Source organism: Campylobacter concisus, assembly GCF_003048555.1.
Taxonomy (GTDB): Bacteria; Campylobacterota; Campylobacteria; order Campylobacterales; family Campylobacteraceae; genus Campylobacter_A; species Campylobacter_A concisus_AO.
In genome coordinates this window covers 1-13,290 of record NZ_PIRR01000018.1, presented here as the reverse complement: position 1 = coordinate 13,290, position 13,290 = coordinate 1, and the positions used below count along the sequence as shown (strand labels likewise).

Genomic DNA, 13,290 nt, shown 5'->3' with positions numbered 1-13,290 from the left:
CTATTTTCCTTTCCTTCTTGAAATTATAAGCTTATCACTAGCTTTTTTACGGCGAGTCTTAGCACCTTTAGTTGGTTTACCCCATGGAGTAACTGGGTGACGGCCTGAATTTTTCTTACCTTCACCACCGCCGTGTGGGTGATCAACTGGGTTCATAGCAGAACCACGTGTTTGTGGGCGGATACCGCGGTGGCGATTACGTCCGGCTTTACCGATAGTGATGTTAGCCCAGTCTTCGTTACCAACTACACCGATACTTGCCATACACTCAGCTAGTACTTGTCTCATCTCGCCACTTGGCATTCTTAAGATAACATACTTCTCTTCTTTACCCATTAGCTGAGCATAACCACCAGCTGAACGAGCTATTTGAGCACCTTTACCAGGCTTTAGCTCTACGTTATGAACAATAGTACCAACTGGGATAAATCTTAATTTCATAGCGTTGCCTGGTTTAATATCTAGTGAGCCCTCATCGATAGATGCGATAACGTCACCAACATTTAGGCCATTTGGTCTAATGATATAGCGCTTTTCACCATCTTTGTAAGCTATAAGAGCAATACGGCAGTTTCTGTTTGGATCGTACTCGATCGCTTCAACTTTACCTTCTATACCAAATTTACGACGTTTGAAGTCGATGATACGATAAAGTTTTTTTGCACCTGCCTCTTTATGTCTTGAAGTTATACGACCATTGTTATTTCTACCGCCAGATGCAGGTAGTTTAACAAGCAAGCTTCTAACGCTTGGTTTAGCTGTTATATCTTCAGAGCTTAGTCCAGTGATATATCTGCGACTAGGTGTATATGGTTTATATGATTTTATAGCCATCTTACGCCTCCGTATTTTCTAGGCTTACGCCTTCAGGTAACTTAACGTAGAATTTTTTTATCTCATCACGCTGACCTGCTCTTCCTCTAAAACGCTTAACTTTGCCGCTAATTCTAAGTGAATTTACGCGAACAGGCGTTACTCCAAAATACTCTTGTAAAACTGCTTTTAAGCTGTTTTTTGTAACTCTTGGTGAAGTTTGGATAACAACAACGCCTTGTTCTTGAAGGCCTAGAGTTTTTTCTGTATAAATAATTGTTTTGATATCAGTTATATCCGCCATTTTAGCCCTCTTTTGTTATAGTTTTTAGTGCAGCTTTTTCAATGATAACCGAACTAAATGTAGAGACAAGATAAGCATTTACCTCATTTGCATCTACTACATAGCAGTTTGCTAAATTTCTAAAAGCAAGCAGTGTTTTATCGTCTAGTAAATCTTTAACGATAAGCGCGTCTTTTACTTTTAAATTTTTGATGATATTAGCTGCATCTTTTGTCTTTCCAGACTCGATTGAGATGCTATCTACTGCGAAAATTTTACCATCTTGTGCTTTTACTGCCAAAGCGTACTCAAGAGCTAGTCTTTTTTGTTTTTTATTGACTTTTTGAAAATAGTTTTTCTCGTTTGTTGGACCAAATGCAACTGCACCGCCTACCCAAACGTTAGTTCTAGTTGAACCCGCTCTTGCACCACCACGTCCTTTTTGTCTCCATGGTTTTTTACCACCACCGCTTACAAAAGCACGGCTTTTAGTATGAGCCGAATTTGCTCTTATACCAGCAAGGTAAGATTTTACATAAAGATATAGGTTGTGCGGATTTACTTCAGCGTAGCTTGCAGGAAGCTCTAACTCGCCTGAATTTTCAAATTTATCGTTTAATACGTGAATTTTACTCATTTTACAATCCTTATTTTACCCATTGCACCATTGTGACCAGGAACGCAACCTTTTACAACTACGATGCCATTTTGAGCATCAAAGCTTATTAGCTCGTTTTTAACAGTAACTTTCTCATTGCCCATGTGTCCTGCCATTTTCATACCTGGTTGAACACGACCTGGCCATTCGCAGTTACCAATTGATCCGTGGCGTCTGTGGAAACGTGAGCCGTGGCTTTTTGGACCACCACCAAAACCATGCCTTTTTACCACACCTTGGTAGCCTCTACCTTTTGAGTTAAAGCTAACTTTTAAAATTTTAGCCTCATTTAATGGTGTAAAGTCTAGGTTTCCAACTTCGCTATTAGCTACTTCAAGCGTAGCAAATTTGTTAAATTCTGCTGTCAGATTGTATTTTTTTTGCTGACCAGCGATAGCTTTGTTGTTTGCTTTAGTGTGGGCATACGCTACGATAGCACGTTTGTTTTCGTCGATCTCACATACTTTAGCCTCAACTAGCTTAAGTAGTGTAACTGGCGTACTCTTCGTGGCAATCGTTCTACTCATGCCTATTTTTTCTACAATATATTCCATACTCTTATCCTTTTGTCCGCTTATTTCATCGCACGAACTTCGACATTAACTTCTGGAGCTAGGTCGAGTTTTGTTAGGCTATCTACAGTTTCTGGAGTAGCAGCTACGATGTCAAGCATACGAGCGTGTATTCTCATCTCAAACTGCTCACGTGAGTCTTTGTTGATGTGTGGAGATTTTAAGACTGTATAGCGTTTGATCTTTGTAGGCATTGGTACCGGGCCACGAACGTCGGCACCTGTTCGTTTGACAGCTTCTACGATTGCTGCAACAGTGCGGTCTAGAACTCTATGGTCGTAAGCTTTTAGCTTTAACCTGATTCTTTCCATGTGTTTTCCTTTAAAAAGAACTTGTCGCAAACTCGCGACCTCTTTACATCAAAATAACTCGCATAGGATCAAGCGATCGTACGAGCAAAGACGCTTGTCTTTTCGTAAAGAGAACGCGATTTTACAAAAAAGCTATTATAGTTGTCAAGAAAAACGCTATTTTTTGATGAATTTTGATTAATTATTTCCTTTTAATAAGGAATATATAAAATTTAAAAAGATAAGATTCCAAGAAATTAAAATTTTAAAGAGAAAAGATGCCGATCTTTAATCCAAAATTCTTACTAACCCAAGATCAAGATGAGGAGAAGCTTAAAAAGCGTTATATAAATTTGCAAATGTATCAGGCAAAAGCTAGCGACATTAAGAATTTCAAAGAAGAGAAATTTCAAACGCAGTTTCTAAAAGATATCTTTGAAAACTGCCTTGGCTACACTTTAGACACTACTAATCCTACAAATTTCAATCTTGAGCGCGAGAAAAAGAACGAAACTGACGGCAAAAAGGCAGACGGGGCGATACTGATAAATGGCGAAGTTAGATGCGTGATCGAGCTAAAAGATCAGACTACACAGCATCTTGATAAAACTCCATACAACCGCGAGCTTAGCCCAATAGATCAAGCTTTTCGCTATTTTGTCTCACACGACAATGCCAAATATGTCGTTGTTTCAAATTTTAACGAACTACGCTTTTACATCGGCAATAAAACAACATTTGAAAAATTTGACCTTTTTACATCAAGCTTTGATGAGTTTAAAAGACTTCATTTGCTGCTTAGCTTTGAGAGTATTAGCACGGATCTGCCGCTAAAACTAAAAGAGAAATTTGCCACTCACGAGCGTGAAATTTCAAACAAATTTTATAAAGACTTTAGTGCTTTTAGACTTGCTCTTTTTAAAAATATTTGCAAAAACAATGCTAGTATTGATAAAAATAGACTTTTAAGCCTGACTCAAAAACTATGCGACAGGTTTGTTTTCATACTATTTGCCGAAGACCGCGGACTACTAAGGCTTCGCACGATAGCCGAGATAAAAGATAAATTTCAAAACCAAGTTACCGAGCTAAGCTTTTATGACTTTTACAAAATTTACTTTAAAGCCATTGATGAAGGTAGTGAACGTCTTGATATCAAACGCTACAATGGCGGACTTTTTGCCACAGATACTGAGCTTGATGCACTAAAGATGGACGATAGCGTGCTTGAAGCGCAGTTTTTAAGCGACTATGACTTTTTAAGCGACATCGGTGTAAATATCCTAGGACATATCTTTGAAAGCTCACTAAACGACCTTGAAGAGCTAAATGCGCAAATAAATGGCAATGAATTTGATGCCAAACAGAGCAAACGTAAAAAAGATGGCATATTTTATACGCCAGAGTTTATAACAGAATTTATAGTTGAAAATTCGCTTGGTGCGCTTTGTAAAGCTAAAAAAGATGAGTTAGGGCTTGATCTAAATGAGTTACTAGCACCAAAAAATCCCAAAAAATTAACCAAAGCAGAAAGCGAGATCAAAGATAAAATTTATACTTACCGCGAGTGGCTCTTATCCCTTAAGATACTTGATCCAGCTTGCGGCTCTGGTGCATTTTTAAACCAAGCTTTAGAATTTCTCATTAGCGAGCATGGCGCATTAGACACTTATCGCAAAGTATATGAGGGCGAGGGCTTGGGACTTTACGATATAGAAAGCACCATTTTAGAAAATAACCTTTACGGCGTAGATATAAATGCCGATGCGGTCGAGATCGCCAGACTATCTCTTTGGCTCCGCACAGCTGCAAAAGGACGAGTTTTAACAGATCTTAGTAAAAATTTAGTAGCTGCAAACTCGCTTTTAGAATTTCCTTTTGACTTTAAATTTGATGTCGTTATCGACAATCCTCCCTATGTCAGACAAGAGGCGATAAAAGAGCAAAAGCCTGCTCTACAAAAATATAAAGTTTATAGCGGCACAGCTGATTTGTTTGTCTATTTTTATGAGCTTGGCATTACACGCCTAAAAGAAAATGGACTTTTAGGTTTTATATGTTCAAATAAATTTTTCCGTGCCAGCTATGGTGAAAATTTACGTAAATTTATATTAGAAAATACACAAATAACACACATTATTGATTTTACTGGGGTTAAAGTTTTTGAAGACGCAAGTGTAGATAGTGCGATTACTATTTTTAAAAAAATAAGAGCAGGTGAAAATTCAAAATTTAATTTCCTAGCTTCAAGCACCATAAATTTAAAAATGCAAAAATTTATCCAAATACCACAATCCACGCTAAACGAAACAAATTTCACCTTTTTAGATAAAAGTAAATTTGAGCTAAAAAGTAAAATCGAAAAAGTTGCAGAGCCATTAAAAAATTGGGGCATAAAAATTCATTCTGGTATCAAAACAGGACTAAATGAAGTATTTATTATTGATAGTGACACCCGTAATAAAATTTTAAATAACTGCACTGGAGAAGAAAGAGAGTGGACGCAAAAGCTCATTAGGCCGATCTTACGAGGTCAAGATATAAAGCGTTATGACTATGAGTGGGCTGGACTGTGGCTCATAAATATCCATAATGGATATGGCACCGAGCCTCGCATCAATATAGATAATTTTCCTAAGCTAAAACTATATCTTGATAAATTTGAGCCGAAACTTTCCAATCGTTCTGATAAAGGAGCCACTCCTTATAATCTGCGAAACTGCGCATATCTTGAGGAATTCGAAAAAGAGAAAATTTTATGTGCAAAAATTGTGCAAAGTCCGAAATTTGCTTACGATACAAATAATAATATTCCAAACAATACTGCATATTGCATAACTGGCGAAAATCTAAAATTTTTATTAGCCTTTTTAAATTCAACAGCTGTTTATAAAATTTTCAACTTTTTCTATGCTGGAGGTGGACTTGAAGGCGAAATAACAACAAATCGCTTAGAAATTTTGCCTATCCCACAAATCGCGTCACAAAATGAAAATTTAGCAAACGAGATAATAAATTTGGTCGATGAAATTTTAAAAGCCAATGAAAAGATCAAGCTTTACGAGAAGCATATGCCTACTTTAACTCTTGATGAAAAGCTAGAAGCCAAAGAAAATATCGATGCGCTAAACGACAAAATCAAGGCAAGTGACGAAAAAATAGACAAACTTGTTTTTGAGCTTTATGAACTAACAAGCGATGAGATCGCGCTTATAATAAGGGGGGGGGGAATTGACGGTATAACAAAAATTTACATATACATCTTACAAAGGGGAGAAAATGAACCAATTAGAGCTTTATTACAATCAGCCGCTTAAATCAAGTAAGTTTATCCCCAGAAAATACGAAATCATCTCGCCAAAAACGCTTATCGTTGGCGCCATTTCAAGTGGCAAAACAGCCCTTGTTTATGAGTTTTTGAGCCATTATAAAAGCGAGGAGAGACTTTATGTAAATTTAGACGATCTAAGGATAGACAGAGCCTTGCTTTTAGCAAATTTGAAAGAATTTTTAGAAAAAAATGCCCAGATAAAGGTTCTTGCAGTTGAAAATTTACAAGCTGCTGACCTTGCAAATTTAGACTTTTTAAAGGGCGCAGCACTTGAAAATATCATCCTTACAAGTAAGGAATTTTCACTCACGATTGACGGCTTTGCTCGCATAAATTTAAACTATCTCGACTACGAGGAATTTATACTATTTTTTAAGAAAAATTTGGACCAAGACCTGCTTTTTAGCTATTTTTTAGCTCACGGCAACGAGATAGCAAGTGCATTTTTGGACTCGAGCGAGGTCACAGCTCACTTGCAACAGCTTTTAAGAGCAAATTTGAGCGAGCAAAGCATTGCGATTTTAAAAGAATGTGCTCCAAAATGCCACGATGTGCTTAGCACTTTTGGTATCTACAAAAACCTAAAAGAGCAGATGAAAATCTCAAAAGATAGTGTCTATAACGCAGTAACCAGCCTTAATGAAAATGGCTTTATAGAATTAGTACCAAATTTAGATGAGAGCAGCACGAGCAAAAAGCTCTACTTTACAAATTTTGCACTTCGTAACGCTTTGTATCTAAAAAAGGATTTTTTAGCTGTCTTTGCAAATGTCGTTTTTTGCGAATTGCTTAAATTTAAAGATGAAATTTACTACACAAAAGAGATTGATTTCTTCCTTAATAAAAGGAAGATCGCGATCATCTGTGTGCCGTTTTCTGCGCCAGAGATCATCTTTTTAAAATTTAAAAAACTCCACGCAAGCTTAAAAGAGCTGGGTGTAAGTAAACTTCAGATAATTAGCGTCGCAAACCAAGCCGAGCTTAGCTTTGAGGGTATAAAATGCGAAATTTTGCCATTTTCTAGGTGGAGTCTAGGTTTATAAATTTAAACCTTTATTTGATTATTGTTTTAAAAGCTTAAAGTAAAGAAGCTATAATCAACAAAACTATGAAGGACGGACATGAGAGCATTTATTGGGATTTTTATACTTATAGTAAGCCTATTTGGCTATGAGATAAATCACGAAAACTGGGCAAAATTTTATAAATTTATTGGCGAGGCAAATGGTATAAAATTCGAAGTTTATATGAACTATTTTAAAGATGAATTTGAAAATTTTAAGCAAAGTAAGAGCTTTAAAGTGCCGGCCAAGATAAGCGGACATATCTTTTTTGATGGTACAAAATACGACTACGAAAAAGGTAATCTTGAGCAAAATAGCAGTGAAATTTCATCGCTAAATGCTGTATCTGATAAGGTAAATTTAGACGTTAAAAATGAAAATGGAGAGTTAAAGGGCAAAATAATCGTTAAAAACAAAGCCTATAATGCGACTATTAAAAAAGAAAAAGAGTATGAAATGCTAAATATTGGCATCCAAATGACTGAAGCAAATGGCACGAGATACGAAGCTATCATCAACGACATATTTACCAAAGAATCGGCTAAAAAAAATAAAAATAAATTACTCTCGACACTTTATGACCTAAAAAGCGAGCGTAAAAAATGGCCAAATAACCAATTTGAAAACCTAGACAACATCTACTATATAAATGACAAAATAAAAAGTATCTGCACCTATAAAAACAATAAAACTAGCTGCGATGTCGTCTTACTTAAAACCAATAAAAAGCTAAAGTTAAAGCAGATTTTTAAAGATATAAATGATCCTCATCTAAAAGCAATCCTCGCAACAGCAGGTGTTAGCGAGAATTTTGTACTTTCGCCACTTGGGCTTACCTTTTTAAACGAGGAGCAAATTAGCGTACCACTTGATGAGCTAAGACCTTACTTTAGCGATGAAATCGGACTTTAATGGCAAAAATTTGTGGCATAGATGAGGCTGGACGTGGGGCTTTAGCTGGGCCTTTAAGCGTAGCAGCCTGCGTGCTAAATAAAGAAATTTTAGGCTTAAACGACTCCAAAAAACTAACTGCAAAAAAGCGTGAGGAGCTTTTTAAAGAGATTATAAAAAGCTCAAATTTTCTCATCATCTACTTCTCAAATACACAAATAGACGAACTTGGACTAAGTGAGTGCTTAAGACGAGCGCTCAAAATTTTTAAGGCGCACTTTGAGGGTTTTGAGATCATTTATGATGGAAATTTAGACTATGGTGTTGGTATCACAACGATGATAAAAGCTGACGGCAAAGTCGCTGGGGTAAGCGCTGCTAGCATATTAGCAAAGGTTAGCCGCGATAGTTTAATGAAAGGCTGGGATAAAATTTACTCAAAGTATGGCTTTGCTGGGCACAAAGGATACGGCACAAAGGCACATCTAGATGCCATTGCTAAAATTGGCTATTCAAGCCTTCATAGAAAAAGCTTTGTAGTAAAGTCTTTTGAAAAATCTCTATTTGACTAAGATTAATTATCTAAGCATCAAATAGATGCTTAGATAACGTCCTTTTTAATGGCAGCCACAACCACAACTACCACTACTTTTAATAGCATCAAATACAGCATCATAGTTTGGCTCTTCTGTCACTTCAGGGACGATTTGTTTGTGAATTATTACACCATCATTGATGACAAATACCGCTCTTGCAAGTAGTCCTTTTAGTGGGCCATCGCTCATTAAAACGCCATAGTTTTTAGCAAATTCTCCGTATCTAAAGTCACTTCCTACACGTAAATTTTCTATGCCTTCAGTCGTGCAAAATCTCCCCATCGCAAATGGCAAATCATTTGAGATGATGCTAAGTTTTACGCCGTGTTTGCCGGCTACTTTTTCGTTAAATTTACGAGCCTCTGCTGCGCAAACGCCAGTATCAAGTGATGGCAAGCAAACAAGTACTTCTACGCCATTGTTTCCGCCTACACTAAACTCGCTAAGATCTTGTGCTACGACTTTTGCTTCAGGTGCATAAGAGCCTACAAAGACCTCGTTTCCACTTAAATTTACCTCACTACCTTTAAAATTTGTAGTTGCCATATCTATCTCCTTTATTATTTTTTTGCTTTTTTAAATGCTTGATCAAGATCCGCTATTAGATCATCAGCGTTTTCGATACCGATTGCTAAACGAAGTAAGTTTTGCTTTATGCCGATCTTATCTAGCACCTCTTTTGGATATGCCTCATGTGTCATAGTCGCAGGCCTGCAGATAAGGCTTTCTACGCCACCAAGACTTACCGCTAGATCAAAAATTTCTAGCGATTTTACAAATTTATTTACATCATATTTTTCATCGAGCTCAAATGAGATAAGTGCACCGATGTCGCTTGCTTGAGCCGCTTGCATTTTTGCCTCTTGCTCGCTATATGAGCCGGCAAAATGCACCACGCTAACTGCGTCATTATTTTGTAAAAATTTGATTATTTTATGCGTATTTTGCGTTTGTCTATCAAACCTAACGCTAAGCGTTTTAAGCCCACGTATTAGGTAGTACGCGTCCATAGGGCTGATGATGCCACCAAGCGTGTTTTTGGCAAATTTTATCTTCTCAGCCAAAGCATCGTCGTTTAGCGTAACGATACCAGCGATCACATCAGCGTGTCCGCCGATATATTTTGTAGCGCTATAAACCACGATATCAGCTCCATGATCAAGTACTCTTTGATAATAAGGCGTTAAAAATGTGTTATCCACGATGACTAGAGCACCTTTTTTGTGAGCGATCTTTGAAATTCTAGCGATATCTGTCACTCTTAAGAGAGGGTTTGAGGGAGTTTCGATAAATATCGCTGCTACATCGTTGCTTATGTCATCTTCGCTTAAAAAATTTAGATCATCTATAAATTCGCTCTTTATGCCGTGGCTTTCAAAAACGGTTGTAACATACCTATAAGTGCCGCCATAGACGTTGCTATTTAGTAGGACCTTTTGCCCTGTTTTTATAAGGCTAAGTGCCGCCGCTGTTGCTGCCATGCCTGAGCCAAAGCTAAATGCGTATTTGCTGCCTTCAACCTTTGCAAAAATTTCATCAAATGCTTTTTTGGTTGGGTTACTACCACGCGAATATGCAAATTCTTGAAAATTTTCAAGATCATCTTGCACAAACGTACTTGCTAAAAAAACAGGCGGAATGACCGCTTTATTTGGATTATTTTTAGCTTCAATGCCCTTTACGATCAAGGTGTCAAGTTTCATAAATTTCCTTTTAAAATTTTATGAAATCTTACATAATAAAGATTAATCTTCCCCAAACCCACCCAAAACGTAGCTAAATCAGTAAGTGGTAGTAACATTTATTTTTAAGAATGCATTTTTTAAATTGCTGGGATAAATTTAAACTTTTACTCTCTCCCCGCAAGCCTAATAAATTTTTCTTTTTACTCGCCTTTAACTACATTTTCACCATAAATTTACTCTACAAGATCAACTTGCCAGTTTGCCTCTTGTAGCTTCATATCTAGTTCTCTGATCTCTTTGGATAGCTCGTCTATTTGCTTTTGAAGCGTGGCCACATCAACACTACTTAAAATTTTTATCTCACTATTTGAGTAAAGATCGACCTTTTGGCTTGCGCTTTTGGCAAATTCCCTAAGCACGCTTGCTTTTTGGCTTAGCGTATCTTTTTTAGCGATCATTTCAGTTAGACTCACGCCTTCAAATTTTGCACTTGAGTTTGTTAAATTTATAGCCAAGATCAGCCTAAATAGCTCATCGCTTAGCCTATCAAGCTCTTTTAAAAGAAGCTTTGGATCTTCGCTAGGTCTTTCATTTTCTTGCATTTTTGCATTATCAAGCAACCTACCTTTTAGCTGCTCTAAACGTTTTTGTGTATCGGCTCTTAAAATGAGAGCCTGAGCTAATTTCATCATTTTTCCTTTTGAAATATTAAATTGAGAGAAAATTTCAAATTATATTAGTATCTTTTGGGTTATAATTGATTTAAAATTTTATTTTAAGGAAAAGCTATGAAGTATGATTTTGATACGCTTATTAGCAGAGATGGCACCAACTCATCGAAGTGGCGAATGAAAAACGATGTTTTGCCAATGTGGGTTGCTGATATGGATTTTAAGGCTGCACCTGAAATTTTAAATGCCCTACAAAAGCGTCTTGATAATGGTGTCTTTGGCTACTCATTTATTCCAAAAGAGTGGAACGAAGCGATTAAAGGCTGGTGGAAAAGGCGTCATGATGTTAGCTTTGAAAACGATTGGATGTGCTTTTGCACTGGTGTTATACCAGCGATTTCTACTGCTATTAGAAGATTTAGCAATCCAGGAGATCAAATTTTAGTTCAAGCTCCCGTATATCACGTATTTTTTAACTGCATCAAAAATAATGGCCGTGAAATTTTATCAAATGACCTTGTCTATAAAGATGGCTCTTATGAGATTGATTTTGAAGACCTTGAAGCAAAGCTAGCTCAACCACTAACAACTATGATGCTTCTTTGTAATCCTCACAATCCAATAGGAAAAATTTGGGACAAAGAGACGCTTAAAAAAATAGGCGAGCTTTGTTATAAGCACGATGTTTTGGTTATCAGTGATGAGATCCACTGCGACATAACTGATCCTGGGCTAAGCTACGTACCATTTATCAGCGTTAGCGAAGAGTGTAAAAATAACTCAATCACGTGCATATCACCAACAAAAGCCTTTAATATAGCTGGACTTCAAAGCTCAGCCATCGTCACGCCAAATGAACAGATACGTGCCAGAATAAATGCAGCTGTAAATTATGATGAGATAGGCGAAGCAAACGCATTTGCGATAACTGCGACAATAGCGGCATTTAACGATAGCCAAACATGGCTTGATGAACTTAGGGATTATCTTTTTGAAAACAAAAAAATCGTTATAAATTTCATAAAAGAGCAAAATTTACCAGTAAAACTTCTACCTTCAAATGCGACTTATCTTTTATGGCTTGATTGCAGCGCGTTTTGCGAGGATTCAAGCGACTTTATGAATTTCTTGCGTGATAAAGCTGGACTTTGGCTAAATGACGGCAATGCTTATAGGGGAGATAGATTTTTCCTCCGTATGAATATCGCAACCCAAAGAGCCAGAGTGCTTGAAGGGTTAAAACGCTTACAAAATGGTATAAATTTATACACTTCAAAAAGATAAATTGAGTAAATTTGGCTGGGTGGCTTTGAAATTTAAGCTACCCTTGCCTAATTAATACAGCTCGGGGCATTTTTGAAACAGTGAACATTGCCCCCACCACCATTTTTTAACATCAAATCAAGTTTTGCTGATAAATTTAAAGGTAAGATGACCTACACTAGTTTTTATTTGGTTGCTTTAAATTTAAGTACAAAAACCGCCCAACCACAATGTAGCAGACCAATAAAAGCGAGCGTTTTATGCCTTTTTGAAGTGGTAAAGATCGTGTCCGTAGCTTATAAATTTAGCAGTGTGTTTAAAACCAAAATTTAAAGATGAGCCATCTCGTATTGTTTTTAAATTTAAGAGAAATTGTTTGCTAAAACAAAATTTTGAGCCATTTTTGAAGTTACACTTTCTTTTAAAACAAGGTAATTTTTTGCTAATAAATTTGTTGATTTTAAAAATTTAGATAATGCAGAAATTTAAAGGCGGGAAAAGCCCCGCCAGATATTATTTATGTAGTTCTTTTGTGTAAAACTCAACTGAGCCAAGGCCCTCTTTTTGCGCCCACTCGTAAGCTTTGCTAACAAATTCCCAGTTTATGTTCTCATAAAAAGTCTCTAGGTATTTTGGGCGAGCGTTGAAGTTGTCGATGTAGTAAGCGTGCTCCCACACATCAACGACTAGAAGTGGCACTTTGCCGTCGCTCACTGGAGTTTTTGCGTTACTAGTTTGTACGATCTCTAGCTTTTTACTGCTTGGATCAAATACGAGCCACGCCCAGCCTGAGCCAAAAAGTGTTGTGGCTGCTTTTAGAAATTCCTCTTTAAAATTTGTGAAATTTACTTCGATCGCAGCTTTTAGCTCGCTTGACATCTCACTTTTTTTAGCGATGCAGTCCCAGTAAAAGTCGTGGTTATAAACTTGAGCGACGTTGTTATAAAGCCCACCTTCGCTATTTGTTAGAATTTCATAAAAAGATGTGTTAGCAAATTTTGTATCTTTTATAAGATTGTTTAAATTTGCTACGTAAGTTGCATGATGCTTGCCGTAGTGGTATTCACAGGTTTTTGTGCTAACTACTGCATTGCTATTTGCATCAAATGGAAGTTTTCTAAGTTCAAACATAATAATTCCTTAATAATAAAATTTGTTGTTTCGTATTATAGC

At 36.8% G+C, this 13,290-nt stretch carries 14 protein-coding genes; 5 read left to right on the top strand and 9 right to left on the bottom strand.

Annotation, left to right across the window (positions count from 1 at the left end):
* The 5 genes from rplB to rpsJ are packed head-to-tail and all read right to left on the bottom strand — an operon-like array spanning window position 1 to window position 2,637.
* Window positions 1–834, bottom strand: a complete 834-nt coding sequence (gene rplB, locus CVS92_RS04655; RefSeq protein ID WP_084041048.1) for a 50S ribosomal protein L2 — start codon at window positions 832–834, stop codon at window positions 1–3.
* 1 nt (window position 835) lies between these two features.
* Window positions 836–1,117, bottom strand: a complete 282-nt coding sequence (locus CVS92_RS04650) for a 50S ribosomal protein L23 (RefSeq protein WP_002941535.1) — start codon at window positions 1,115–1,117, stop codon at window positions 836–838.
* A gap of 1 nt (window position 1,118) precedes the next feature.
* The gene (rplD, locus tag CVS92_RS04645; protein ID WP_012140561.1) at window positions 1,119–1,733 is read right to left on the bottom strand and encodes a 50S ribosomal protein L4; all 615 of its coding nucleotides are present in this window, start codon (window positions 1,731–1,733) and stop codon (window positions 1,119–1,121) included.
* A complete protein-coding gene (gene rplC, locus CVS92_RS04640; protein ID WP_002941563.1) occupies window positions 1,730–2,308 on the bottom strand; it encodes a 50S ribosomal protein L3 in 579 nt (192 codons plus the stop codon). Before rplC ends, rplD begins: the two co-directional genes overlap by 4 nt.
* A 20-nt stretch (window positions 2,309–2,328) precedes the next feature.
* Window positions 2,329–2,637 carry a 30S ribosomal protein S10 gene (gene rpsJ, locus CVS92_RS04635; RefSeq protein WP_009295257.1) on the bottom strand — a complete coding sequence of 103 codons (309 nt, stop codon included), beginning with the start codon at window positions 2,635–2,637 and terminating at the stop codon, window positions 2,329–2,331.
* A gap of 257 nt (window positions 2,638–2,894) precedes the next feature.
* Between rpsJ and CVS92_RS04630 the strand changes: the two genes are divergently transcribed.
* The 4 genes from CVS92_RS04630 to CVS92_RS04615 all read left to right on the top strand — a co-directional run bounded on the left by CVS92_RS04630 (window position 2,895) and on the right by CVS92_RS04615 (window position 8,474).
* A complete protein-coding gene (locus tag CVS92_RS04630; protein WP_107788687.1) occupies window positions 2,895–5,933 on the top strand; it encodes an Eco57I restriction-modification methylase domain-containing protein in 3,039 nt (1,012 codons plus the stop codon).
* A complete protein-coding gene (locus CVS92_RS04625; RefSeq protein WP_107788686.1) occupies window positions 5,896–6,990 on the top strand; it encodes an ATP-binding protein in 1,095 nt (364 codons plus the stop codon). Before CVS92_RS04630 ends, CVS92_RS04625 begins: the two co-directional genes overlap by 38 nt.
* Before the next feature lie 78 nt (window positions 6,991–7,068).
* Window positions 7,069–7,923, top strand: coding sequence for an S-adenosylmethionine tRNA ribosyltransferase (locus CVS92_RS04620; RefSeq protein WP_107788685.1), 855 nt, complete (start codon window positions 7,069–7,071; stop codon window positions 7,921–7,923).
* Window positions 7,923–8,474: a ribonuclease HII gene (locus CVS92_RS04615; protein WP_107788684.1), complete on the top strand. Its 552-nt coding sequence runs from the start codon at window positions 7,923–7,925 to the stop codon at window positions 8,472–8,474. Before CVS92_RS04620 ends, CVS92_RS04615 begins: the two co-directional genes overlap by 1 nt.
* A 45-nt stretch (window positions 8,475–8,519) precedes the next feature.
* Here CVS92_RS04615 and tpx read toward each other — a convergent pair whose 3' ends face one another.
* From tpx to CVS92_RS04600, 3 genes are all read right to left on the bottom strand, one after another.
* The gene (gene tpx, locus CVS92_RS04610; protein WP_107788683.1) at window positions 8,520–9,044 is read right to left on the bottom strand and encodes a thiol peroxidase; all 525 of its coding nucleotides are present in this window, start codon (window positions 9,042–9,044) and stop codon (window positions 8,520–8,522) included.
* A gap of 14 nt (window positions 9,045–9,058) precedes the next feature.
* On the bottom strand, window positions 9,059–10,201 hold the full coding sequence (locus tag CVS92_RS04605; RefSeq protein WP_107788682.1) for a trans-sulfuration enzyme family protein: 1,143 nt from the start codon (window positions 10,199–10,201) through the stop codon (window positions 9,059–9,061).
* 215 nt (window positions 10,202–10,416) lie between these two features.
* Complete coding sequence (locus CVS92_RS04600) at window positions 10,417–10,872, bottom strand: DIP1984 family protein (RefSeq protein ID WP_103648366.1); 456 nt, start codon at window positions 10,870–10,872, stop codon at window positions 10,417–10,419.
* A 99-nt stretch (window positions 10,873–10,971) separates the two neighbouring features.
* Between CVS92_RS04600 and CVS92_RS04595 the strand changes: the two genes are divergently transcribed.
* Entirely contained in the window at window positions 10,972–12,138 is a 1,167-nt protein-coding gene (locus CVS92_RS04595; protein ID WP_103641164.1) for a MalY/PatB family protein, read from the top strand.
* A gap of 492 nt (window positions 12,139–12,630) precedes the next feature.
* On the opposite strand, the gene sodB is transcribed toward CVS92_RS04595, so the two are convergent.
* On the bottom strand, window positions 12,631–13,248 hold the full coding sequence (gene sodB / locus CVS92_RS04590) for a superoxide dismutase [Fe] (protein WP_107788681.1): 618 nt from the start codon (window positions 13,246–13,248) through the stop codon (window positions 12,631–12,633).
* Window positions 13,249–13,290 lie beyond the last annotated feature (42 nt).